Origin of the sequence: Falsiroseomonas sp. HW251, from assembly GCF_050563545.1 — a bacterium.
GTDB lineage: Bacteria > Pseudomonadota > Alphaproteobacteria > Acetobacterales > Acetobacteraceae > Falsiroseomonas.
In genome coordinates this window covers 67,135-91,271 of sequence record NZ_JBNXUM010000028.1, presented here as the reverse complement: position 1 = coordinate 91,271, position 24,137 = coordinate 67,135, and the positions used below count along the sequence as shown (strand labels likewise).

Sequence of the window (24,137 nt, the reverse complement as noted above, 5' to 3'; positions counted from 1 at the left end):
GGTCCGCCAAAAACGATTCGCGATCAACGACTTAAGCTTGAGGGTAAAATCGGCCAACCCTCAAGGTTCGGAGACTCTCCGCTCTCTGCGGCCCGAGTTCCACGCTGATTCCGACCTCGAACCATCAAGGTCTACGCGCAAACCTCGGCCAAACCTGGGCTTCAGCGCCATGCGCCGCCGAGGAGACACAGGTTGTGCAAGACATGAATGGAGCAGCGGTAGGAACCGGGGAACGAAAGTCTCCGGGCTTGTCACCCGGCGAGCGCGGCGGTGCGTCGGCAGGGCATGCGTCGCCGTGCAGGGGCGCCGCACACACTCAGGCGACGGTGACCTGGACCTCGATATTGCCACGTGTCGCGCGGGAGTAGGGGCAGACCTCCGCATGCGCGATGCGGGCGACGACCTCGATCTCCGCCTGGTCGCGACCGGGGACGGAGACCTCCAGCGCGACCTGCAGCCGGAAGAAGCCGTCCGCCGCGCGGCCGATGCCGACATGGGCCGTGACGGAGGACTCCCGGATCGGCGCCTTCCGCTCGCGCGCCACCCGCAGCAGGGCGTTCTCGAAGCACGCGGCGTAGCCGGCAGCGAAAAGCTGCTCCGGGTTCGTCGCGCCGCCGCCGGGGCCGCCGAGCTCCTTGGGATGGGCGAGCGGCAGATCGAGCACGCCGTCCGCTGAGCGGATATGGCCCGCGCGACCGCCGACGGCCGTCGCGCTCGCGGTGTAGAGAACTTCCATGGCGGCGATCCCTACTCTGCCTTGATATTGGCGGAGCGGATGATCGGAATCCAGCGCTCCGCCTCGCTCCGGACGAAGGTCGCGAAGGCTTCCGGCGACCCGCCGACGAACTCGGCGCCCTGCGTGCGCACCAACGTCTCGCGCACCTCGGGCCGGGCCAGCACGGCGTTGAACACCTCGTTGATGCGCAGCACCAGGGCGGGGTCCATGCCGGCGGGGCCGGCGATGCCGTGCCAGGTCGTCGCCTCGAAGCCCGGCAGCGTGGCGGCGATCGGCGGCACGCCGGGCAGCGCGTCGATCGGCTCGCGGTTCGCGACGCCGAGCGCCTTCACCTTGCCTTCCTGGATGAAGGGCAGCGCGGTGGAGACGGAGATGATCGCCCAGTCCGTCTCCTTCGCGACGAGGGCGCGCAGAACCTCGGCGCCGCTGCGGTACTGCACAGCCTCCGAGCGCGCGCCGGCCTGCGAGAGGAACAGCTCGTCCGCGAGGTGCGTCGGGTGGCCGACGGAAGGCGCGGCGTAGGTCAGGGGCTGGCGCGCCGACTTCGCGCGCGCGATCAGGCCGGGGACGTCGCTGGCGCCGAGATCGGCGCGCGTGATCAGCACCAGCGGCAGGTTCACCAGGTGGACGATCGGTGTGAAGGCGCGCAGCGGCTCGTAGGGCAGCGCGGGGATCAGTTCCTTGCCGACCGCGTTCGGGCCCATATCCGCGATCATCAGGGTGTAGCCGTCCGGCCGCGATGTCGCGACCGCGCCGCCGCCGATGGTCCCGCCGCCGCCGGATCGGTTCTCGACCACCAGCGAGGCATTGCCCGCGACCTGCGTGAAGGGCTGGGCGATGACGCGGGCCAGCGTGTCGGCGGCGCCGCCGGGGCCGAAAGGTACGATGAGCCGCACCGGACGGTTCGGCCAGTTGCCCTGCGCGCGGGCCGCGAACGGCAGGGCGGAAGCCGCTACAAGCCCGATCAGATGCCCGAGGTCTCGGCGCGAAAGCGTCATCGTCATGTCCTTCTCCTCCCTTGGGAACATCAGGCCGCGAGCCGGTCGCGCAGCCAGTTGATCACGCCGCCGGCGAGCAGCATGTCGACCTGCCGGGGCGACAGGGCGTGGCGCAGTCGGACCGGCCTGCCCTCCGCGGTGGTCGCAGTGACCTCGGGGCCGGCGCGCAGCGCCGCGTGGAGGCCCGCGAAGCGGAGAGCCTCGCCCGGGCCGAGGCGGTCGTAGTCGGCCGCATCGGCAAAGGTCAGCGGCACCACGCCGAAATTGACAAGGTTCTGCCAGTGGATGCGCGCGAAGGACCGCGCCAGCACGACGTGCAGGCCGAGGTGGCGCGGCGCGAGCGCCGCGTTCTCGCGGCTCGATCCCTGGCCATAGTTGTTCCCCGCGACAATGGCATGCCCGCCAGCCGCGAGCGAGGCGCGGGCGCGCGCCGGATAGGTCGCATCGACGCCTTCGTAGACGAAGCCGCCGAGGCGCGGAATGTTGCTCCAGTACGGCATGACGCGATTGCCCGCCGGGACGATGTCGTCGGTCGAGATGTCGTCGCCGACCTTCAGCGCGACCGGCACGACCAGCGTGTCCGGCACGGCGCCGAGATCAGGGATCGAGGCGATGTTCTCCGTCTTCTCGAGGGGAACGACGTTCGATTCCTCCGGCGGCAGCGGCGGCACGAGCATCGTGATGTTCACCTTCGGCTGCGCCGGCGCGGCAACGCGGGGATAGGGCATGCCGAGCGTGCGCGGGTCCGTGATGACGCCCGTGAGCGCTGACGCCGCCGCGGTCTCCGGCGAGCAGAGATAGACGCTGTCCTCCCGCGTCCCGGACCGGCCGGGGAAGTTGCGCGGCACCGTGCGCAGCGAGATGCGTCCCGTCGCCGGCGCCTGCCCCATGCCGATGCACCCGTTGCACCCCGCCTGGTGCAGCCGGCCGCCTGCTGCGACGAGGTCGGCGACATGCCCCTCCGCTGCGAGGTTCTCCAGCACCTGGCGAGAGGAGGGATTGATGTCGAGCGACACGCGGTCATGCGCCACCCGGCCGCGCATGATCTGCGCGACCACCGCGAAATCGCGGTAGCCCGGATTGGCGGAGGAGCCGATGTAGGCCTGGTAGATCTCGCGGCCCGCGACATCCCGCACTGGCACGACGTTGCCGGGGGAGGAGGGCAGTGCGATCAGCGGCTCCAGCGCGGAAAGATCGAGCACTTCCTCCGCATCGTAGGCGGCGCCGGGATCGGCCGAGAGCGGGGTGAAGTCGCCCTCGCGCCCCTCGGCGCGCAGGAAGTCCCGCACGGCCTCGTCGGCGGGGAAGACGGTTGTCGTGCAGCCCATCTCGGCGCCCATGTTGGCGATGACGTGGCGGTCCATGGCGGAAAGGCTTGTGAGGCCGGGGCCATGATACTCGAAGATCCATCCCGTGCCGCCCTCCGTCCCGTGGCGGCGCAGCATCGCCAGGATGACGTCCTTCGCACTAACCCAATCCGGCAGGGCGCCGACAAGGCGCACGCCGCGCACGCGGGGCATGCGCAGCCGCAGCGGCTCGCCCGCCATCGCCAGTGCCACGTCGGCGCCGCCCGCGCCGAAGGCGAGCATCCCCATTGCGCCCGCCGCCGGTGTGTGGCTGTCGGAGCCCACGAGCACGTCGCCCGGCCGGCCGAAGCGCGCGAAATGGACGGGATGCGAGATGCCGTTGCCGGGCCGCGAATACCACACGCCGAAGCGCCGGCATGCCGAGCGGAGGAACAGGTGCTCGTCCGCATTCATGTGGTCGGTCTGGACGAGGTTGTGGTCCACGTATTGCGCGGCGAGGCCGACCCGCACGCGCTCGAGGCCCATCGCCTCGAACTCCAGCATGGCGAGCACGCCGAGCACGTCCTGCAGGAGGACCTGGTCCACCTTGAGCGCGATCTCCGCATCGGGAACCGGCTCGCCTTCGACGAGGCGGAAGCGGATCAGCTTCTGCGTCAGGTTCAGCGCCATCGGTGGCGTCTCCTCCGGTCTGGCTTTCCGCCATGAACACCACACGCGACGGCGCGGTGCCATGCCCGATACGGCAAGGCAGATTTCGCGCGCGTGCCGCAGCGCGCGGTCACGCGGTCGTGCAGGAGGCCGTCATGGCCGCTCGGACCCGGCCACCCGGCGAGGCGCCGGGCAGCGCCGCCGCGCGGTTCGCGACGGCCACCAGGGCGTCCAGCGCCACGCCCGTCTCCACCCCCATGCGGCTGAACATCCAGGCGACATCCTCGGTCGCGACATTGCCGGTGGCGCCCGGTGCGAAGGGGCAACCGCCGAGACCGCCGAAAGCCGCGTCGAACACCGCGATCCCCGCCCGCCAGGCTGCCGCGACATTGGCGAGGCCAAGCCCGTAGGTGTCATGCCCGTGAAAGGCCCAGCGCGTGCGCCCCCCGAAGCGCGCGAGGCATGCCGAGACCAGTGAGAAGACGTGCTCGGGATCCGCCCGGCCCGTGGTGTCACAGAGCCCGACCTCCACCTCCTCCCGCTGCGCGAGAAGCGCGTCCAGGCGGGAAAGCACCAGCTTCTCCTCCATCCGGCCGTCGAAGGGGCAGTCGAAGGCGGTCGCGAGGTTCAGCCGGACCTTCACGCCCGCGGGCAGGCTCGCGACGATCTCGCCGTAGTCGCGGATGGAGCTCGCGACGTCGCGCCGCACGTTGGACCGGTTGTGCGCCTCGGAAGCGGAGACGACATAGGCGAGGTGGCGGGCGCCCGCCTCCAACGCCAGCGCGACGCCGCGGGCGTTCGGCACCAGAACCTGCGCGTCGAGGCCGGGCAGATGCGCCGTGCGGTGCAGCACCTCCGCGGTGTCGCGGAGTTGAGGGACGGCCTTCGGGTTGACGAAGGACCCGATCTCGATGCGCCGCAGCCCCGCGGCATGCGCGGCCTCGATGAAGGCGACCTTCTCCTCCGTAGGGATGAAGGGGGCGATGGGCTGGAAGCCGTCGCGGGGCGCGACCTCGACGAGCGTCGCCCTCACAGCACGCCCTCCGCGCGCAGCGCCGCAACACGCGCGGTGTCGTAGCCCAGCAGGCCGCCCAGCACGGCGTCGTTGTCGGCGCCGATCGCCGGACCGGTCGAGCGCGGCGCGCCCGGCACGCCATCCACACGCGGGACGATGCCGGGATGCAGCACCGGGCCGAGCAGCGCGTCCTCGACCTCCTGCACCATGCCGCGGGCGCGCATCTGCGGATCGGATGCGATGTCGGCGACGGTGAAGACCCGGGTGTGCGGGATGTCGGCACCGCGCAGGGCCGCTTCCAGCGCCTCAGCCTCCAGCGTCGTGGTCCAGGCGTTGATCAGGCCGTCGAGCTCGCGGGCATTGGCGACGCGCTGCTGGTTGCCAGCGAAGCGCGGGTCCGCGGCGAGCTCCGGCTGGCCCATCAGCGTCGCGAGCTTGCGCCAGAGCGGGTCGGAATTCGCCGCGACCAGCACCCAGATCCCGTCGCGCGAACGATAGGCGTTGGAGGGCGCCGCGGTGGCGATGGCGCCGCCGGTGGGCTGCCGCACCGTGCCGAGCGTGCCGTATTCCGGCAGCGCGCCTTCGAGCAGGGAGAAGACGGATTCCGTCAGCGCGACGTCCACCTCGCCCCCCGCTCCCGTCCGTTCGCGCCGCAGCAGGGCCGCGACGACGCCGAGGGCGGCGTAGATCCCGGCGACGGAATCGCCGATCGACACGCCGACCCGAACCGGCGGCAGGTCGGTCGTGCCGGGGGCGTGGTTGGTCAGGTGCCGCAGGCCGCCGATCGCCTCACCGATCACGCCGAAGGCCGCCTTGTCGCGGTCCGGCCCGTCCTGCCCGTAGCCGGAGATGCGGGCGATCACGAGGTCGGGACGGGCGGCGCGCAGCACCTCCTCGCCGAGGCCCATCTTCGCGAGCTGCCCGGGGCGGTAATTCTCCACCAGCGCGTCGCAGCTCCGGACGAGGTCGAGCACGACCTCGTGCGCACCCGGCTTCTTCAGGTCGAGCGTGATGCAGCTCTTGTTGCGGGCATGCACGCTCCACCAGGGCGCGGAGCCCTTGTGGCGCGCGCCCCATTGCCGCACCGGGTCGCCCGAGGGCGGTTCCACCTTGATGACCTCGGCGCCGAGATCGGCCAGCAGGCGGGTGGCGAAGGGCGCGGCGACGTAGTGGCCGAGCTCCAGGATACGGAATCCCGCAAGCGGCGGGCGGCCCTCGGCCTGGCGGGCGGGCGTGGCGGCTCGGGTCGGGGAGATGTCCATCGGGGCGTCCTCCTGCGTCGTTGCCACGTCTCATGCCGCACCGCGTGTCCGGCGCGCCATGCCCTTTCCGGCAAGGCAGGTTTCGCGGGTGTTGTTTGGCCCGGCGATTCACGCCCTGGCGTGCCCACCTTCGGTGTGCACACTCAGGCCGATCGCGGGCTAGCCCGGCGGACGCGTCAGGTGGGCTATGAGGACGCGGGCAGCGGCCGAGAGCGTCTGTGCTGCCCGGGTGACGATGACGAGGGGACGTGCCGCCCAGGGCTCGGCGAGCGGCCGCAACGCGATGCGCATCGCCGCCGCATAGGGCTGCGCCGCGGTGGCCGGCAGGATCGCGACGCCGAGCCCCGCCTCCACCATCCGCCGCACGCCGTCGAAGCCCGAGACGTTCACCCGCTCATTCAGCGCGACGCCCTGCGCTGCCGCCCGCGCGCGGTAGAACTTCTGCAGGGCCGTCTCCTCGGACTGGCCGACGAAGGGCACGCCGTCGAGATCGGCCAAGGCCAGCTCTCCGCGCCCGACCAGCGCGTGGCCTTCGGGAAGGACCACGACCAGCCGGTCGTCACGCCAAGGGATCACGTGAAGCCCCTCCGCCGGCAGCGTGCCTGAGACGAGGCCGAGATCCGCCGCGCCGGAGGCGACGGCGCGCAGGATGTCCGCGCTGTAGCGCTCCTCCAGCGTCAGGCGGATGCCGGGATGGGCCGGAAGGAAGCCTGCCAGCGCCTCTGGCAGGAAGCCCGAGACGGCGGACATGTTGGCGTGCAGCCGGACATGGCCCCGCTCGCCGGCGGCGAAGGCGTCCATGTCGGCGCCGATCCGGTCGAACAGGTCGAAGAGGCCGACGAGATGCGTCATCAGCGCCTCGCCCGCCGCCGTCGGCGTCACGCCACGGTCGTGACGGCGGAGCAGCGCGGCGCCGAGGCGCTCTTCCAGCTCCACGATGCGGCGGCTGGCCGCCGAGAGCGCGATGGCCTCGCGCTCCGCCGCGGCCGCGATCGACCGCTCCTCCACGGCCGCCCGGAACAGGCGAAGGCTGGTCGGATCCAGGCGGCGCGCGATCGCGGCGCCGCGCAGCGTTCCGTGGCGGGCAGGCGGAAGGGGTTCGGGCGGCGTAGGCACGGCTGCTACCGGAAGCACATGCGCAGGAAGCCTTCAGACGGTCCGACCGCCATCCACCGGCAGCACGACTCCGGTGATGAATTCCGCTTCGTCCGACGCCAGATAGAGACACGCATTCGCGATGTCGTCCGCCTCGGAAAGCCGCCCCAGCGGCACCGTGGCGATGAACCTCGCCCGGTTCTCGGGCGTGTCGGGCAGGCCCATGAAGGCTTCCAGCAGGCCGGTCGCGCCCATCACCGGAGCCACGCAGTTCACCCGGATGCGGTCGGGCGCCAGTTCGACGGCCAGCGACTTGGAGAGCAGGTTCACCGCGCCCTTCGTGCTGTTGTACCAGCTGAGCCCGGGCCGGGGGCGGATCCCTGCGGTGGAGCCGATGTTGATGATGGAGCCGCCGCCCTGCCCGCGCATGCTCGGGACAACCGTGCGCGTCATGTGAAACAGCGACTTCACGTTGATCGCGTAGACGCGATCGAACTCCTCCTCCGTCACCTCCATCAGCGGCTTGTTGCGGTGCGTCCAGCCCGCGTTGTTCACGACGATGTCGAGCCGCCCGCCATGCGCCACCGCGCGCGCGACCGCGGCTTCCGTGTCGGCGCGCGAGGTCACGTCGCCACGGACCGCGACCGCCGCCGCGCCGATCGAGGCGGCGACGTCGCGCGCGCCTGTCTCGTTCAGGTCCATCAGCGTGACCTTCGCGCCTTCCCGCGCGAAGCGACGCGCGATCCCGGCGCCGAAGCCCGAAGCTGCGCCGGTGACCAGCGCCGACTTGCCCGCGAGACGCATTTGCCCGTTCCTTCCCTGTCTCCGTCGTTCAGCCGTGCTTCGTGATGATCGTCTTCAGCGTGGTGAACTCGTAGAGCGCCTCGAATCCCTTCTCGCGGCCATGGCCGGACTTCTTCATGCCGCCGAAGGGCAGCTCGATCCCGCCGCCGGCGCCGAAGGCGTTGATGTAGACCTGGCCGGCACGGATCTGGCGCGCGACGCGCAACGCGCGTCCGCCGTCGCGTGACCAGACGGCCGCCATCAGGCCGAACTCCGTGTCGTTCGCGCTTCGCACGGCATCGGCCTCGTCGTTGAAGGGCAGCATCGCCAGGACGGGGCCGAAGACCTCCTCGCGCGCGAGCTGATGACCGCCCGGCACCGGACCGTAGAGGCGCGGCGGCACCCAGAAGCCGCCCTCGGGCGAGCCCTCGGCGACCTTGCCCTCTGCCAGCAGCCTGATGCCGTCCTGGCCGGCGCGTGAACAATAGCCTTCGATGCGCGCCTTCTGCCTCGCGCTGATCACGGCGCCCAGGTCGAGATCCGCCTCGGGCGTCCCGGCGGTGAGCGTGCCGAAGCGCTCGACCAGGCGCTCGACGACGGCATCGAAGACTGCGCGCTCGACCAGGAGCCGCGAACCCGCCGAGCAGGTCTGGCCGGCATTCTGCACGATGGTCGCGGCGATGACCGGCAGCGCGGCATCGAGGTCGGCATCGGCGAAGACGACATGCGGTGACTTGCCGCCGAGCTCCAGCGTGCAGCCGATATGGTTGCGCGCTGCCGCGGCCTGCACGAGCGTCCCGACCTCCGGGCTGCCGGTGAAGGAGAGGAAATCGAGGCCAGCATGCGCCGTCAGCGCCGCGCCCGCTTCCTCGCCGAGGCCCGGGACGATGTTGAGCGCGCCCTCCGGCAGGCCGGCCTCCGCCGCGAGCTCGGCAAGGCGCAGCGGCGTCAGGCAGGCCTCCTCCGCGGGCTTCATCACCACCGCGTTGCCGGCCGCCAGCGCCGGCGCGGTGGTGCGGCCGAACATCTGCGCGGGGTAGTTCCAGGGGATGATCACGCCGCAGACGCCATGCGGCTCGCGTTCGGTCGCGACGAAGAAACCCGGCAGGAAGGGGATGGTCTCGCCGTGCAGCTTGTCGGCGCCGCCGCCGTAGAACTCGAAGTAGCGCGCGCAGGCCACGATGTCGGCACGCGCCTGCTTCATCGGCTTGCCGGTGTCGCGCGCCTCGAGCGTGGCGAGCTCCGCCGCATTCTCCTCGATCAGGCGCGAGAGGCGGGAGAGGATGCGCCCGCGCTCGAAGGCCGGCATGCGGCCCCAGGCGCCCTCCATCGCGGCGCGCGCCGCGGCGACCGCGGCGTCGACGTCCTCGGCCGTGCCGGCGGCGATGGCGGCGAAGGCGCGACCGTCGGAGGGCGACAGGACCGGGATGGTCCGGCCGGCGGCGGCGGGGCGCCAGCGGTTGCCGATGAAGACACCCTTGGCCGCCGGGTTGGGGGGAATCGCGTTCATGCCCGGTTCCTTTCAGGCTGGCTGGGCGAAGGCGGTCTCGTGCGCGATCTCGCCGCGCTCGATCACGTAGGTCGTGTCCACGAGCGGCGTCAGCAGCTGCGGATTGCTCTCCGTGACCAGCACCGCGACGTCGGGGAAGGCGGTCGGCAGCCCGCGCAGGGCCTCCGCGTAGCGAAGCGCCAGCGCCGGGGCGAGGCCCTGGAAGGGCTCGTCGAGCAGCACCGCGCGCGTGCCGACCATCAGCGCGCGGCCGAGCGCCACCATCTTGCCCTGCCCGCCGGAGAGCCCCGCGGCCCGGCGGTCCGCCAGCGTCCGTAGCTCCGGCAGGAAGGCGAAGACGGCGTCGAGCCGGTGCGCGACCTCGGGCTTCGTCAGGCCCTGCACCTGGGCCGGCAGCTCCATATTCTGCTGCACCGTGAAGGGGCCGAAGAGGCGGCGCTCTTCCGGCGCGTAGCCGATGCCGAGCCGCGGGCGGTGATGCGCGGGCACGCCGGTCGCATCCTCGCCGGCGATCAGGACGCGGCCGCCACGCAGCGGCAGCAGCCCCATCAGCGCGCGCAGCGTCGTCGTCTTGCCCGCGCCGTTGCGCCCGATCAGCGCGACGCGCCCGCCGGGGGGCAGCGTGAGCGACACGCCCCGCAGCACGGGCGCGCCGGCGATGTCAGCGACCACGGACTGCAGCTCAAGCATGGGCCGCCACCGCGCCGGTCGCACCCGGCCGCTCGATCCCGATGACGTCGCGCTGCACGGCCGGATCGGCGAGGATCTGCGCCGGCGGGCCGAGCGCCGCGATCTTGCCCTGGGACCACACCGCGACCCGGTCGGCGAAACGCTCCACCACGTCCATGTCGTGCTCGACGAAAACCGCCGTGACGCCGGCGTCGCGCAGCACGCGCGCCAGCGTCTCCACCACCGCCATCTTCTCCGATGCCGCGACGCCGCTGGTCGGCTCGTCCATCAGCAGCACGCGCGGCTTCAGCGCGACGGCCATGGCGATGTCCGCGAGCTTCCGCGTGCCCTCGTTCAGGGCGTCGGCGCGTTGCGCCGCGACAGGCAGAAGGCCAAAGCGGGCCAGCAGCTCGCGCGCCTCGTCCCGCCAGGCCGGGCGCAGCAGCGGCGCGAGCGGCGACCAGATCCCCTCGCGCGACGCGACGGCCAGCGCCGCATTCTCCTCCACCGTGTGCTCGGAGAAGAGCTGCGGCAGCTGGAAGGAGCGGGCGATGCCGCGGCGGACGATCTCGCGCGGCTTGCGGCCGGTGATGTCGGCGCCGTCGAAGGTGATGGTGCCGCCCTGCGGGCGCAGGTAGCCCGTGGTCATGTTGATGAAGGTGGTCTTGCCGGCGCCGTTCGGCCCGATGATGGCGAGGAACTCCCCCTTCATCACGGCGAGGTCGATGCCGTCCGCGGCTTTCACGCCGCCGAAGGCCAGGCGCAGCCCGCGGGCTTCCAGAAGGACGCTCATGCCATGCGCCTCCGCTGCAGGCGGCCCGAGATCAGGCCCCAGATGCCGCCGCGCGCGAACAGGATGACCAGCAGCAGCACCGTACCCAGGATCATCTGCCACATGTCGGCGACGGTGGCGGCGGCATAGACCCGCACCAGCTCGTAGGTGACGGCGCCCAGGAAGGGGCCGAGCACGCCGCCCGCCCCGCCGAGGATCGCGATGAAGACGAGCTCGCCCGAGGAGGTCCAGTAGGCCAGCTGCGGCGTGACGTGGCGCGTGCTCATCGCGATCAGCGCGCCCGCGCATCCCGCCATCAGGGCCGACAGCACATAGGCGGCCAGAAGCACGCTGCGGGGCGAGACGCCCATGAAATCCAGCCGCGTCTCCCGCGTCTTGATGGCCGCCAGCGCCTGGCCCATCGGCGACGCCAGGTAGATCCGCGCGAGGACGCCGAAGCCGAGCGCCAGCGCCAGCGCGATGCCGAAGATCGTCCATTCGTAGCTGCCGCGATCCAGCGCCAGCCCGGCCACGGTCAGCGGCTGCACCCGGATGCCGTCGGTGCCGCGGGTGAGCTGGTAGAACTTCTCCAGCACGGAGTAGAACACCATGCTGAGGGCCAGATTGAGCATGCCGAAGAAGATCTCCCGGTAGCGGGAGACGAAGAGGCCGATCAGCGCGCCCGCGACCGTTGTCGCCAGTGCCGCGGCGGGCAGCAGCAGCGCCGCGTCCGGCAGCGCAGGTGCGAGGAAGGCGACGGCATAGGCGCCGAGCGCCACATACATGGCGTGGCCGAAGCTGACCTGGCCGGCGCGCAGCAGCAGCATGATGCCGAGCACCGCGATACCCTTGGCGAGCGCCAGGGTCAGCACGAATTTCAGCCACGGGGTCGTCGCAGACGCTGCAATCAGGGCGGCGGCGCCGAGCAGCGCGAGCAGCAGCTCGAGACGGCGGTCGGTCATATCCGTCGCGTCTCCACCACGCCGAACAGCCCCTGCGGCCGGACGAGGAGCACGGCGACCATGATGAGGTAGGGGACCACGACCTCGAGCTCCGGCTCGAAGGTGATGGCGATCGAGCGGCCGATTCCGATCATCAGCGCGGTGAGCGCTGCGCCCTCGACCTGGCCGAGGCCCGCGGTCGCGACCACCGCGAAGGAGAGGACGATGGTGGAGGCGCCGATGCCCGGCACGAGCGACGCCGTCGGCACCGACAGCGCGCCGCCCAGCGCGGCCAGCATGGCGCCGAAGGTGAAGGTCAGCAGGTAGACCTTGCGGGCGTCGATGCCCATGGCGGTCGCGGCCTCGCGGTCTGTGGTGACGGCAATGATCACGCGGCCGGTCAGCGTCCGCCGAAGGAACAGCACGAGCCCGGCGAGAGTCGCGATCGCGACACCCGGCAGCAGCAGCACCTGGTAGACGTTGTACGGGATGACGTCCCCGCCGAAGGGAACATCCACCGTGCCCATCAGCGACACCGGGGCGTTGAAGGCCACGGGCTGCACGCCCCAGACGAGCTTCTGCGCGTCCTCGAGGATCATGAAGAGGGCGAAGGTGACGAGGAGCTGCAGCACCGGCTCCTCGGTGTAGATGCGCCTCAGCAGCAGGCGCTCGACCAGCGGGCCGATCACCGCGCCGACCAGCACCGCGGCGAGCAGCAGCGCGAGCAGGGAGGCCCATCCGGGCAGCCCCGCGGAGGCCGCGAGGAGCCCGATGGATGCCGCCGCGTAGCCGCCGATGGCAAACAGGCTGCCATGCGCGACGTTCAGCACGCGCAGCACGCCGAACACGAGATTGAGCCCGACGGCCACCATGAAGATCAGCGCGGCGCTCGCGATGCCGTCCAGCAGCGCGAGGCCGAGCAGCGGGCCATTCTGGTCGAACCACTCGCCCATGCCGCGGCGCCGTCCCGCTCAGCCGGCCGGGCGGATCGGGTCGGGTACGCGGCTGACCAGGTCGGGCGTCAGCGTGCGCAGCCAGGTCACGCTGTTCTGCCCGGCCGGCGTCGTCACCATCTCCGGCGGGAAAAGGACCATGTTGTCCATCACGGCGAAGGGGAAGCGCTCCGTGTGCACCGTCGTGCCGACCAGCTGCGGCTCCAGGCCCTGGCCATCCTCCCGGATGCGCATGCGCGCAGTCGGCGAGTCGAACTCCAGCCCCTTGAAGGCGGCGGCGAGCTGGGCGTCAGAGGGCCAGTTGCCGCCATTGGCCTGGATGGCCTTCGCATAGGCCGCGCGCAGCGCGCTGAAGGCCTGCGCCATGTGGTAGGTCGGATAGATCGGATAGGCATTGAAGCGGCGGCGGTAGCCCTCGACGAAGCGCTGCAGCGCCTGCGGGTTCGCGGGGCGCGGATGCTGGTGCCAGTGGTCACCGCGGCTGCCGACGATGTGGCCCGCGGGCAGGCTGCGGCCGACGCGCTCGAGCGAGGATTCGGCCAGCGGCAGGACGAAGGTGGAGCGCTCGAACAGGCGCCGCTCGCCGGCCTGGCGGATGAAGGTGTCGAGCTCGCCGCCCCAGCTCGTGCTGAGGATCACGTCGGGCCGGAGCGCGAGCAGCCGCGTCACCTCGGCCGAGAAGTCGGTCGCACCGAAGCGGGGGAAGAGCTCCGCCACCACCCGCGTGCCGGGCTTCAGCGCGTCCATGCCGGTCTTCCAGATCTCCCAGGAATCGCGGCCCCAGGCGTAGTCCTGGTTCAGCACGGCGATGCTGCGGAAGTCGGGCTTCGTCTTCAGGAGATACAGCAGCGGCGCCAGCACCTCTGGCGTCGCATTCGCCTGGGTGCGGAAGGCGTAGGTGTAGCTCTTTTCCTCGAAGACGCGCTGCGTGCCGCAATCCCAGAGCAGCGTGACCTTGCGCAGCTCCTCGCCGAGCGGCGTGCAGGCCAAGCAGGAGCCCGAGGAGATCGAGGCGAACATCACGTCCACCCGCTCGTTCTGCACCAGGCGACGGAACTCGCCGACGAGGTGGTCCACGCCCGGCCCCTCGTCCACGAAGAAGAGCCGGACCGGCACGCCGCCGATGCCGCCCTCGCGGTTGATCTCCTCGGCGAGCATCTCGGCGGCGTTGCGGCCTGGCACGCCGAAGACCGAGGGCGCGCCGGAGAGGAAGGTGGTGATGCCGATCTTGATCTCCGACGGGCGCTGGGCCGGGGCCTGCGCCGACAGGCTGGCGGGCAGCAGGACCGAGCCGAAGCCCGCGGCAAGGGCCTGGCGGCGGCTGAGCTTGAACGGTGAGGACATGGACGTTCTCCCTGAGGAATGGCCGGCCGTGATGCCGGCACGTTGGACCAACGGATCAGCGGGTCACGCGGCGGCTCCGCGGGCATCGAATTCGCGGCGGATCGCCGCTCCGTGGGCGTCGACCGCGGGCACCCGCCCAAAGGCCGGCTCCTCGCCAACAATCTCGGCTGCCGGCGCGATGACCTCGACGACGCCTTGCGGCGTGTCGTAGCTGACCTTGCGCAGCTGCGGATGCGCGATCAGCCCGTCGATGTCGTTGAGCCGTCCGAAGGCCACCTCGGCCCCCTTCAGCCGCTCTGCCGCCTCGGCCAGCGTCAGCTGCGCGAAGCAGGCGGCGATGCGGCCGTCGAGGTCGGCGCGGTTGCGCACCCGCGCCGGGCCGTCCTCGAACAGGGGATCGGTGGCGAGCGCCGCGTCACCCAGCACCTCGGCGCAGAAGCGCGCCCATTCCCGCTCGTTCTGGATCGAGATCAGCACGAGGCCGTCGCGCACGCGAAAGACCCCGTAGGGCGCGATGGAGGGATGCGCGAGCCCCGGGCGGGGCGCGATCTCCCCGCCGTAGCGGCGCTGCAGGAAGGGCACGTTCATCCAGTCCGCCATGCCGGAGAACAGCGAGACCTTGATCGCGCGCCCCTGTCCCGTGCGCGTCCGCGCGTAGAGCGCCTGGAGGATCGCGGCATGCGCGTTCATGCCCGCGGCGATGTCGCAGACGGAGACGCCGACCCGGGCGGGACCCGTGGCGTCGCCGGTGACCGAGCAGAGGCCGCTCTCGGCCTGCACGAGCAGGTCGTAGGCCTTGAGGTCCGCGAGTGGGCCGCTCTCGCCATAGCCCGAGATGTCGCAGGTGATCAGCCGGGGGTGACGCGCGCGCAGCGTCGCGGAATCCAGGCCGAGGCGGCACAGCGCGCCGGGCGCGAGGTTCTGGATGAAGACGTCGGCGCGCGCGGCGATGCGCTGCAGCACCTCAAGGTCGTCCGGATTCTTCAGGTCAAGCGCGATCGATTCCTTGCCGCGGTTGAGCCAGACGAAGTAGGTGCTGAGCCCCTTGACGTGCCGGTCGTAACCGCGGGCGAAGTCGCCCTCCCGCCGCTCCACCTTGATCACGCGGGCGCCCGCATCGGCGAGGCGGCAACTGCAATAGGGTGCGGCGACAGCCTGCTCGACCGCCACGACCAGCACGCCGCTGAGATCCGACATGCGCTTCCTCCCGGCCCAAGCCGTCGCACGCCGCGGGTGCAGAAGGGAAGACTGCAAATTTGGACAACCCTATAGGCGTAGCCTATAGGTGCGCAGAGTGACCTCCCTGGCGGCAGCGATGGACCTCAAGCAGCTGCAATACCTGCAGGCGATCGCGGAGAGCGGGAGTTTCTCGCGCGCGGCGAAGACGCTTGGTCTGGCGCAGCCCTCGCTCAGCCAGAGGATGCGCGACCTGGAGAGCGAGCTGGGTGGGGAGCTGTTCCTGCGCGGCAGCTTCGGCGTACGCCTGACGGACCTGGGCACGATGGTGGCTGGCCATGGCGTCGCGATCCTGCGCCAGGTCGAGCAGATCAGGGCGACCGCGCGGTCACAGACGAACGACCCGGCCGGCGAAGTGGCGCTCGGCCTACCGACCACGGTCGCGCTGCACCTGACCGTTCCCATCGTCCGTGAGGTCAGCCGGCTCTATCCGCAGATCCGACTGCGCGTCATCGAGAGCATGAGCGGATACCTGCAGGAATGGCTGGGTTCAGGCCGCATCGACTTGGCTGTGCTCTATCGCGTGGACGGCGCGCCCGGACTCTCCATCACGCCGATTCTGACGGAGGATCTGTACCTGATTGGTGCGCGGGCCGGTCACGAGGACGACGGCTCCTCGATTCCAATGGCGAAGGTTGCGACGCTGCCGCTCGTCCTGCCGAGCCGCGAACACGGATTGCGGCAGAACATCGAGGCGGCGGTCGCCATCCCGGCCTTCGTGCTCAACGTCGTCGTGGAGGTGGAGTCCCTCGTGCAGATGAAGGAGCTCGTGCGTGGGAGCGAACTGCTCACGATCCTTCCTTTTGCGGCGGTGCGACAAGAGATACTGGACGGCAGCCTGATCGCGCGGCGCATTGTACAGCCGGTGGTGCGCCGTCCGGTCGCGCTGGCGGTGTCTGCCGAGCGGCCCCTGAGCCAGGGCGCTCGACGCGTGGCGGAGATAGTCGGGACGCTTCTTCGTCACGCGCTTACCGGGCGGCCAGGGCGCTAGCGCGCTCGCTCAGTCGGGTTCGCGCGAGGGCAGCAGCCATTCGGGCTCGCGCTAGTATAACCATTCGACAGGGTGGTACGGCGTCTGTGCGGCACCGGCGCCGAAGCCGCTCTGCAGGTCTTCTTGGCGCGCCCTCGCCGTCAGGGTGCTCATCGCTGCTGGCGTCGCTGCGCCCTCTCGCCAGTCTTGTCCCGACTTCTGCTATCTGCCGAGGCATGGCCGCGGCCATGCCTATTAGGTTCTTCAGATCGGGATTGACCCCGAGCATACAACAGTGACCGGCAGGGCGGCCTACCGCTCCCGCATCAGCCTGAACATCAGCGCGGCCAGCGAGCCGACCATCAGCAGCAGCATGGTGGAGATCGCCAGCGCCGCGCCGTGATCCAGCATGCCGAAGGCCTCATGGTAGCCACGGTGCATCAGCACGTCCGTCCGCCCGTTCGGCCCGCCCTGTGTGATGATGTAGATCGGCGCGAACAGCAGAAAGTTCGCCACCGTATCGGCCACCAGCACGAAGAGGAAGGTGCGCACCATCTGCGGCACGACCACATGCCGCAGCCGCTGGAAGTAGCCGGCCCCGTCGATCCGCGCTGCCTCCAGGGTCTCCCGTGGGACCGCAAGCAGTCCAGCCAGCAGGAAGATCATCCAGTAGCCGCACCCTTTCCAGGAGGCGAGCAGCATCAGCGACCACAGCGCCTGGTCCGGATTGCGGAAGAAACCGAAGCGCCCGAGCCCTGCCGCTTCGGTCAGCAGGTTCAGCACGCCGAGCGTCGGGTCCATCAACACGATGAAGATCAACGATGCTGTAGCGAGGCTGATGCAGTAGGGCAGCACGAAGATGGTGCGGAACGCCGCGAGGCCGGGAAAGCGTTCGAGCACCAGCAGGGCCATGACAAAGGAGAAGCCGACCTGCGCCGGCGTGATGATCGCGTTGAACAGGATCGTCACGCGCAGGCTGTTCCAGAATTCCGGCGTCGCGACGAGCGCGCCGTAGTTGGCCAAGCCCGCGAAGACCCGCTCGCCCGTCAGCGAGGTCGTCATCAACGAGCCGCCGGCCGAGACGAAGATGGGTGTCACGCGGAAGGTGACGATGCAGGCGAGCGCCGGCAGGATGAAGGCCAGCGCCACCCAGGCCGGCACCTTGAACCGGCCGGTCATTTCAGGCCGGCCCCCGCCACCGACGCCACATAGTGCCGCTGCAGAGCGAGGAAGGGCAGGACCGCCACCACCGTCACGAGCGTCGTGCCGGCCATCATCGCCCCCCAGTCATTCGCCTCCGCGGCGGCGGACCGCGCGATGGAGAGTTGCGCGACAACATTCTCCGGACTGCTGATCACCACGAGCGGCCAGAAGAACGCTTCCCACTGGTGGACGAACATCACGAGGCTCGCCCCCGCGACCGTCGGCAGAGAGAGCGGCATGGCGATCCGGGCATAGATCGTGAGCCAGCCCGCGCCATCCACTCGCGCCGCCTCGATCAGCTCGCGCGGCAGGTTGCGGAAGAAGACGACGAAGAGGAAGACGATCACCCCGTTGCCGACCTCCACCAGTATCAGCGCCCAGAGGGTGTCGTTCAGGCCGATGGCGCGCACCACGGCATGCAGCGGCAGCACGATCGCCTCGAAGGGCATGAGGAAGGAGACGATGACGAGCGCGAAGGCGAGCCGCCGCAGCGGGAACTCGAACAGCGCCAGCGCGAATCCGGCCAGCGAATTGAACAGCACGCCGAGCACGAGCGTCGCCGCCGCGACGATGCCGCTGTTCGCCATGGCGCGCGGCAGGTCCCCCCGAAAGACCTTTGCATAGTTCTGCACCGTCCATGCCTCCGGGATGAAGCTGTGCCAGGAGAGTACGGAGGCGTGCCGGAAGACCTCGCTGTTGGCGCGAAAGGAGGTCATCGCCATCCAGACCAGCGGGAACAGCATCACCGCAGCGACCGTCAGCAGGGATAGGCCGCGTGCCACGAACAGCAACCAGTTCCGCCGCCGCATATGGTCCCTTCCCCCGATCGCGTCGCGCCATGATCCGGCGCTTGCCGCGCTGCCGCAACCGTCTCATCATCCCGCCCAACCGGCATTCGGAGGAGGCAGTGCAATGCGATTCACGCGGAGGGAAGCGCTTGGCGCCGGTTTGGGCCTCGTGGTTGCGCCGGGTGTGGCGCGCGCGCAGGATCCAGGCCTTTCGGTCCTCTTCAACGCCTTCGCCAACAACGCGATCGCGCCGCTCTTCGACCGCTACCGCCAGGCCCGGCCCGGCCAGACGGTCCGGTTCGATCTCCACCCCTTCGGCCAGCTTCTACAGACCATCGAGGTCCGGCTGGAGCCCCGCACGCCGGAGCCCGACGTCTTCTCGGTGGATGGGCCGCTCACGGCCTCCTACGCCGTGCGCAACCACCTGATGGATCTCGGCCCGCATCTCGACTGGTCGAAATTCACCCAGGCCGCCGTGGACCAGGCAACGGTCCGAGGCACGCGCTTCTCGGCGCCCTTCGTCTCTTCCTCGCCGGTGCTGTTCTACAACCGCGCTGTCCTGGAGCGCTCGGGGATCGCGCCGCCGGACGCGGACGTGACGAAGCGCATGAGCTGGGAAGAGATCATGGAGAACGGGCGGAAGATCACCCGCGACCAGCCCGGCACCTTCGGCTTCCTCTTCGAGCAGACCGACAGGCCCTATCAGATCTTCCCGTTGATCCAATCGCTGCGCGGCGAGACGATCTCTCCCGATGGCCTTTCGGTCGCCGGCCGGCTGGATGGCGCGCCGGCGGTGCGTGCAATGCAGTTCTACCAGGACATGTACACCAGCGGCGTCTCGCCGCCTGCCATGTTCGACATTCCGCTGGCGCAGGAGCTCTTCGGCAACGGGCGCGTCGGCTATTTCGTCGGCGGCACCTTCATGGTCCAGCTCGCCGCGCAGCGCTTCCCCAACCTTCAGTACGGCGTCGCGCCGCATCCGTCCTTCCGGGACGGCGTGCCCGTGACGCCGACCGGCTCCTGGCATATCGGCATCAACCGGCGCAGCCGGCGCGTCGAACCGGCGCTCGACCTGGTGCGCTGGATGGTGAGCGACGAGATCGGGCGTGTCTGGTTCGACATGTTCCCCTACCCGCCCGTGCAGAAGGCACTGTGGCAGGACCGGATCTTCGTCAATGATCCGATGTGGCGCATCGTCGCCTACGAGCAGGCCAATACCGCCATGGTGCGGCCGCAGACGCCGGGCTACCGCGAATACGAGGACCTGTTCCGTCAGGCGCTGCGTGACATCATCGGCGGCGCCAATGTGCAGGAACGGCTGACGGCGACGGCGCGGCAGATCGACCAGCGGCTCGCCCGCTACCGGAGCTGAGCGGATGGTCGTCGCGCTTGATTGCGATCCCGGCCATGACGACGTGGTCGCCATCCTCTATGCCGCGCGGCATCTCGATCTCCGCGCGGTCACGGTGGTGGCGGGCAATGCCCCGCTGACGGAATGCACCGCGAACGCGCTGGCGATGACGGAGGCCGCCGGCATCCCGGTGCCGGTCTATGTCGGCGCCGCCGGGCCGATTGTCGGCAAGCCCGCGCATGCGCCTCAGGGCCATGGGCCGAGCGGCCTCGGTGGCGCCGACCGGCCGGCCTACACGAAGAAGCCCGAGCCCGGCCGCGCGGTGGACGCGCTGCTCCGCCTCGCCGACCAGCATGCCGGCAAGCTCCGCATCGCGGCCGTCGGGCCGCTGACGAACATCGCGCTCTGCCTGCTGATGGAGCCGGGCTTCGCCGATGCGGTGGCCGAGGTCTCGATCATGGGGGGCGCGGTCGGCACGGGCGGCACCACTCCGGCGGCCGAGTTCAACTTCTTCGCCGATCCCGTCGCCGCGCGCATCGTGCTCGAATCGCGGTTGAAACTGCGCGTGGTCGGCTACGACATCACCAAGGATGTCGGGCTGCGCGCCGAGGATATCGCGCGGCTCACCGGCAGCGGGAAGCGCCTGCCGGCGCTGCTTGGCGCGCTGCAGGATTTCTATCGCGCCCGCCACCACGAGATGTTCGGCCGGATCCACGCGCCGCAGCACGACGTGCTGGCGGTGATCCCCTGGGTGGAGGATGGCGCCATCACCTACCAGCAATGCTCGGGCACGGTCTGCACCGAATCCGGCCCGATGTGGGGGATGAGCGTCTTCGACATCCGCGGCCGGCGCGACGCCACCGCGCCGCAGAACATCGCGCTGGCCCGCCACGCCGACCGCGACCGGATCATCGGCTCGGTGATGGAGGCGTTGCTGAGCTATCCGTAGCAGGCTGCGGGAACTCGCGGCGGAAGATCCTGGGCTCCTTGGTCGGCGGGGCGGTGGGCTGGCCTAGGTGGGTCGGCCTGGTGCCAGGCGTGCAACCGGGGGCGCAGCCCGTCCTCCTCACGCCGCAAGCGCCGCCTTCACCCGGTCCGGCGTGAAGGGCAGCGCGTTGAGCCGCTTGCCCGTCGCCGCCAGCACCGCGTTCGAGATCGCCGGCGCCACCGTGCCGAGCCCGAGCTCGCCCCCAGGCAACGGCACCTCTCCGCTGCGGATCACGCGGATCTCCACCGCCGGCGCCGCCGAGGCCCGCAGGATCTCGTAATCCGTGAAGTTGTGCTGCTGCACGGCGCCGTCCCTGTAGGTCACGCGCTCCGTCAGCGCGCTGGACACGCCCCAGAGCAGCGAGCCCTCGACCTGGCGCGCCAGGTTGCGCGGCTGCACCGGCAGGCCGGCATCGGCGGCGCACCAGAGCTTCACCACGCGCAGCTGACCATTGCTTCGGTCGATGGCGACTTCGGCGACCGTCGCCGCCATGGATTCACCGAGCTGCGGCAGGCCGAGCTTCGCGAAGCCGATGCCGAGACTCGAGCCCTCGCGCCGCCGGCTCCATTCGGCCATCGCGGCCGCGGCCTCCACCACGGCCCTGGCCCGCGCATCCTTCATCAGCACCAGGCGATAGGCGACGGGATCGGCACCGGCCTGCCGCGCGAGGTCGTCGATCACCGCCTCGATCGCGAAGGCGTTGGCGCCCGCGCCGATGCCGCGCCAGGGCGCGGTTCGCAGGCCGTGCTCGCGATAGACATGCTCCGCGGCATGGGCGGGGATGTCGTAGCTCGCGACATTGGCGTGGTAGGTCACGATGTGGTCCACGCCGCGCTGCGCATCCAGCCGCGCCTGGCCATAGAGCCTCGGCACGACCAGGCCCGCCGCGATTCGGTGGCGCCAGCCCAGCACCTTGCCCGAAGCGTCCAGCCCGACCTCGATGCGCTGCGCCGTCATCGGGCGGACATGGGCGTTGGCGATGTCGTCCTCGCGCGTCGCCATGACCTTCACGGGACGGCCGACGGCCTTGGCGATCTCCACGGCCTCGACGGCGTAGTCCACATGCGCGCGGCGCCCGAAGCCGCCGCCCATGGTCAGCATGTGCACCGTCACGCGCTCCGCCGGCACGCCGGCGATCTGCGCGGCGCGGTCGCGCACCAGGCTCGGCCATTGCGTGCCGGCCCAGACCTCCACCGCGTCCGCGCGGACCGAGGCGACGCAGGCCAGCGGCTCCATCTGCGCGTGGTAGAGGTCGTCGGTGGTGAACTCCGCGGCGTGCACGCGCGCGGCGCCCGCCAGGGCCTGTGCGGCGTCACCGGTCGCACCCGCCGCGACGGCAGGCTTCGCGCGGTCCCGCACATCGGACAGGTAGGAGGCCAGCGCGGCTTCGGAATCGTAGCCCGCGGCCTCGCCGTCCTGCCATTGCACGGTCAGCGCGCGCCGTGCGGCCAGCACCGCCTCGATCCGCTCGCCGACGATGGCGATGCCCTGATCGAGCGGGAGCACATGTGTGATGCCGGGCCGCCGCGCGATCTCCGCGCCGTTGTGGGAGGCGGGCCGCGCGCCGATCCGCGGCGACCGCGCGACCGTCGCATGGGCCATGCCGGGCAGGCGCACGTCGATCGCGTAGACCGCCGCGCCCGTCGCCTTCGCCGTGATGTCCTGGCGCGGCACGTCATGGCCGACCAGACGGAAGGAAGCGACCGGCTTGAGCGCGGCCGGCGCGATCTCCGGCAGGGTCGCGGGCACCGTCGCGAAGGACGCGACCTCGCCATAGCCGATCCGGCGTCCGGACGCCGCGTGCACCACCGTGGACGGCTCCGTCGTCAGCTGGTCCACCGGCACGCCCCAGCGCGCGGCGACGGCATCGAGCAGCACGCGGCGGGCCTGCGCGCCTGCGATGCGCAGCGGCATCCAGTAGCCGCGCGTCGTCAGGCTGGCGACCACGAACTGGCTGCGGAAGACCGGGTGGTCATAGGCCGGGCGGATCGCCGCGGTCTCGATGCGCACGCGCGACCAGTCGGCGTCCAGCTCCTCCGCCACGATCAGCGGCAGGGCGATGTTGGTGGCCTGGCCCATCTCCGGCGCGGGAGCCTGGATGGCGATGGTGCCGTCCGGCGCGATGCGGACATAGGCGTTCAGCGCGGCCGGCGCGGCCTGCGCCGCGGCGCGGCCGGATGCGGTGAAGGCGAAGGCGAAGGTCAGGCCGGCGCCGGCCAGCAGCCCGCGGCGGGGGATTGCGAGGTCGGTCATCTCACGCCCTTCCGATCGCCTGCTCGACCGCGGCGACGACCTGGTTGTAGGTCGCGCAGCGGCAGAGGTTGCCGTCCATGCCGGCGACGATCTCGTCGCGCGTTGGTCGCGGGTTGCGCGCCAGCAGCGCGGCCGCCTGCATGATCTGGCCGGTCTGGCAGTAGCCGCATTGCGGCGTCTCCACCGCCACCCAGGCGCGCACCAGCGGGTTCTCCGCGCCGCCGGGCAGGCCTTCGATCGTCGTGATGGGCTTGCCGGCCGCGGCCGAGACGGGCAGCGAGCAGGACCGCACGGCCTCGCCGTCGAGATGCACGGTGCATGCGCCGCAGGCCGCGACGCCGCAGCCGTATTTCGTGCCGGTCAGGCCGAGATGTTCGCGCAGCACCCAGAGCAGGGGGGTATCGGGCTCGGCGTCCACGGACACGCTGCGCCCATTCACCGTCAAGGCGATCATGGATGTTCTCCCGGCAACGGGCCGCGTCGAGGCGGCCCGTGTCGGGCGAGGGATGGCGATTCCGGTCGCCTGTGTAAAGAGCTCATTAGCCCGGCGAGCCGAACCCCGCCGCGCCCGGGGAGACGAGGCTGCGGGTTCAGCGACCTCGCTGTTTCCGCCAGGCCGCGAATTCCTCGAGGTTCGCCGGGTCCGTCGCGGGATAGAGCCCGGTCAGGCTGCGCCCTTCCGCGACCTTCTCCGCGGCGAAATCCTCATAGGCCGTCATCTCCGTCGCCTCCGCCGCGATCTCGTCGGCGAGATGCGCGGGGATGACGATGACGCCGTCGGCATCGCCCAGGATCACGTCGCCCGGAAACACCGGCGCGTCGCCGCAGCCGATCGGCACGTCGACGTCGATCGCGTGGTTCAGCGTCAGGTTGGTCGGCGCCGAGGGGCGCTGGTGATAGGCTGGGATGCCGAGCACCGCGATCTCCGCGCTGTCGCGGAAGCCGCCATCGGTGACGACGCCGGCGACGCCGCGCGCCTTCAGCCGCCCGACCAGGATCGCGCCGGCGGATGCCGCGCGCGCATCCTTGCGGCTGTCGAAGACCAGCACCTTGCCGGCCGGCGCGTTCTCCACGGCCTTGCGCTGCGGATGCATCGGGTCCTTGAAGACGTCGAGGCCGTTCAGGTCCTCCCGCGCGGGGATGTAGCGGACGGTCATGGCCTCGCCGACCATGCTGTCCGCGACGGGGTGCAGCGGCAGCGCGCCCTGGATCATCTGGTTGCGCAGCCCGCGCTTGAAGAGGCAGGTCGCGACGGTCGCGGTGCTGATCTTCCTCAGCTTCTCGCGCGTGGAATCGGAGAGCGCCATCATGTGCC

Annotated in this window: 22 protein-coding genes; 3 read left to right on the top strand and 19 right to left on the bottom strand. The window is 70.8% G+C overall.

The genetic code is table 11. The features are described from left to right. Positions 1-316 precede the first annotated feature (316 nt). From ACLF3M_RS26945 to ACLF3M_RS26880, 14 genes are all read right to left on the bottom strand, one after another. Positions 317-736: an organic hydroperoxide resistance protein gene (locus ACLF3M_RS26945; RefSeq protein ID WP_430660091.1), complete on the bottom strand. Its 420-nt coding sequence runs from the start codon at positions 734-736 to the stop codon at positions 317-319. An 11-nt stretch (positions 737-747) separates the two neighbouring features. After that, positions 748-1,740 carry a Bug family tripartite tricarboxylate transporter substrate binding protein gene (locus tag ACLF3M_RS26940; RefSeq protein WP_430660090.1) on the bottom strand — a complete coding sequence of 331 codons (993 nt, stop codon included), beginning with the start codon at positions 1,738-1,740 and terminating at the stop codon, positions 748-750. A gap of 23 nt (positions 1,741-1,763) precedes the next feature. Further along, positions 1,764-3,710 (bottom strand): aconitate hydratase, encoded by a 1,947-nt coding sequence (locus ACLF3M_RS26935; protein WP_430660089.1) that lies wholly within the window; start codon positions 3,708-3,710, stop codon positions 1,764-1,766. 109 nt (positions 3,711-3,819) lie between these two features. Continuing rightward, positions 3,820-4,722 (bottom strand): hydroxymethylglutaryl-CoA lyase, encoded by a 903-nt coding sequence (locus tag ACLF3M_RS26930; protein ID WP_430660088.1) that lies wholly within the window; start codon positions 4,720-4,722, stop codon positions 3,820-3,822. Next, positions 4,719-5,966, bottom strand: a complete 1,248-nt coding sequence (locus ACLF3M_RS26925; RefSeq protein WP_430660087.1) for a CaiB/BaiF CoA transferase family protein — start codon at positions 5,964-5,966, stop codon at positions 4,719-4,721. The genes ACLF3M_RS26930 and ACLF3M_RS26925 overlap by 4 nt, the downstream gene beginning before the upstream one ends. 159 nt (positions 5,967-6,125) lie before the next feature. Beyond that, positions 6,126-7,082, bottom strand: a complete 957-nt coding sequence (locus ACLF3M_RS26920; RefSeq protein ID WP_430660086.1) for a LysR substrate-binding domain-containing protein — start codon at positions 7,080-7,082, stop codon at positions 6,126-6,128. 33 nt (positions 7,083-7,115) lie between these two features. Then, positions 7,116-7,865, bottom strand: a complete 750-nt coding sequence (locus ACLF3M_RS26915; RefSeq protein WP_430660085.1) for a glucose 1-dehydrogenase — start codon at positions 7,863-7,865, stop codon at positions 7,116-7,118. A gap of 28 nt (positions 7,866-7,893) precedes the next feature. Continuing rightward, positions 7,894-9,354: an aldehyde dehydrogenase family protein gene (locus ACLF3M_RS26910; protein WP_430660084.1), complete on the bottom strand. Its 1,461-nt coding sequence runs from the start codon at positions 9,352-9,354 to the stop codon at positions 7,894-7,896. 12 nt (positions 9,355-9,366) lie between these two features. Beyond that, positions 9,367-10,044: an ABC transporter ATP-binding protein gene (locus tag ACLF3M_RS26905; RefSeq protein WP_430660083.1), complete on the bottom strand. Its 678-nt coding sequence runs from the start codon at positions 10,042-10,044 to the stop codon at positions 9,367-9,369. Continuing rightward, positions 10,037-10,816, bottom strand: coding sequence for an ABC transporter ATP-binding protein (locus ACLF3M_RS26900; RefSeq protein WP_430660082.1), 780 nt, complete (start codon positions 10,814-10,816; stop codon positions 10,037-10,039). The genes ACLF3M_RS26905 and ACLF3M_RS26900 overlap by 8 nt, the downstream gene beginning before the upstream one ends. Then, positions 10,813-11,757 carry a branched-chain amino acid ABC transporter permease gene (locus tag ACLF3M_RS26895; protein ID WP_430660081.1) on the bottom strand — a complete coding sequence of 315 codons (945 nt, stop codon included), beginning with the start codon at positions 11,755-11,757 and terminating at the stop codon, positions 10,813-10,815. The genes ACLF3M_RS26900 and ACLF3M_RS26895 overlap by 4 nt, the downstream gene beginning before the upstream one ends. Next, entirely contained in the window at positions 11,754-12,689 is a 936-nt protein-coding gene (locus ACLF3M_RS26890) for a branched-chain amino acid ABC transporter permease (protein WP_430660080.1), read from the bottom strand. Before ACLF3M_RS26890 ends, ACLF3M_RS26895 begins: the two co-directional genes overlap by 4 nt. Positions 12,690-12,707: 18 nt before the next feature. Then, entirely contained in the window at positions 12,708-14,033 is a 1,326-nt protein-coding gene (locus ACLF3M_RS26885; RefSeq protein ID WP_430660079.1) for an ABC transporter substrate-binding protein, read from the bottom strand. A gap of 63 nt (positions 14,034-14,096) precedes the next feature. Further along, positions 14,097-15,230 carry a CaiB/BaiF CoA transferase family protein gene (locus ACLF3M_RS26880; protein ID WP_430660078.1) on the bottom strand — a complete coding sequence of 378 codons (1,134 nt, stop codon included), beginning with the start codon at positions 15,228-15,230 and terminating at the stop codon, positions 14,097-14,099. Positions 15,231-15,348: 118 nt separating this feature from the next. On the opposite strand from ACLF3M_RS26880, the gene ACLF3M_RS26875 reads away from it, so the two are divergent. Then, positions 15,349-16,260 (top strand): LysR family transcriptional regulator, encoded by a 912-nt coding sequence (locus tag ACLF3M_RS26875; RefSeq protein WP_430660077.1) that lies wholly within the window; start codon positions 15,349-15,351, stop codon positions 16,258-16,260. A gap of 291 nt (positions 16,261-16,551) precedes the next feature. Here the strand turns inward: ACLF3M_RS26875 and ACLF3M_RS26870 are convergent, their stop codons facing one another. Together ACLF3M_RS26870 and ACLF3M_RS26865 are read right to left on the bottom strand one after the other, a co-directional pair. Further along, positions 16,552-17,418 (bottom strand): carbohydrate ABC transporter permease, encoded by an 867-nt coding sequence (locus ACLF3M_RS26870; RefSeq protein WP_430660076.1) that lies wholly within the window; start codon positions 17,416-17,418, stop codon positions 16,552-16,554. Then, positions 17,415-18,251: a carbohydrate ABC transporter permease gene (locus ACLF3M_RS26865; RefSeq protein ID WP_430660075.1), complete on the bottom strand. Its 837-nt coding sequence runs from the start codon at positions 18,249-18,251 to the stop codon at positions 17,415-17,417. Before ACLF3M_RS26865 ends, ACLF3M_RS26870 begins: the two co-directional genes overlap by 4 nt. A gap of 103 nt (positions 18,252-18,354) precedes the next feature. Here ACLF3M_RS26865 and ACLF3M_RS26860 point away from each other — a divergent pair, with 103 nt between their 5' ends. Together ACLF3M_RS26860 and ACLF3M_RS26855 are read left to right on the top strand one after the other, a co-directional pair. Next, positions 18,355-19,602 (top strand): sugar ABC transporter substrate-binding protein, encoded by a 1,248-nt coding sequence (locus ACLF3M_RS26860; protein ID WP_430660074.1) that lies wholly within the window; start codon positions 18,355-18,357, stop codon positions 19,600-19,602. A 4-nt stretch (positions 19,603-19,606) separates the two neighbouring features. Then, positions 19,607-20,530: a nucleoside hydrolase gene (locus ACLF3M_RS26855; protein WP_430660073.1), complete on the top strand. Its 924-nt coding sequence runs from the start codon at positions 19,607-19,609 to the stop codon at positions 20,528-20,530. A 117-nt stretch (positions 20,531-20,647) separates the two neighbouring features. On the opposite strand, the gene ACLF3M_RS26850 is transcribed toward ACLF3M_RS26855, so the two are convergent. From ACLF3M_RS26850 to ACLF3M_RS26840, 3 genes are all read right to left on the bottom strand, one after another. Then, positions 20,648-22,822 (bottom strand): molybdopterin cofactor-binding domain-containing protein, encoded by a 2,175-nt coding sequence (locus ACLF3M_RS26850; protein WP_430660072.1) that lies wholly within the window; start codon positions 22,820-22,822, stop codon positions 20,648-20,650. Between the two features lies 1 nt (position 22,823). Then, positions 22,824-23,276 carry a (2Fe-2S)-binding protein gene (locus tag ACLF3M_RS26845; RefSeq protein ID WP_430660071.1) on the bottom strand — a complete coding sequence of 151 codons (453 nt, stop codon included), beginning with the start codon at positions 23,274-23,276 and terminating at the stop codon, positions 22,824-22,826. Between the two features lie 136 nt (positions 23,277-23,412). Then, positions 23,413-24,132 carry a ribonuclease activity regulator RraA gene (locus ACLF3M_RS26840; protein ID WP_430660070.1) on the bottom strand — a complete coding sequence of 240 codons (720 nt, stop codon included), beginning with the start codon at positions 24,130-24,132 and terminating at the stop codon, positions 23,413-23,415. Between the last annotated feature and the right edge of the window lie 5 nt (positions 24,133-24,137).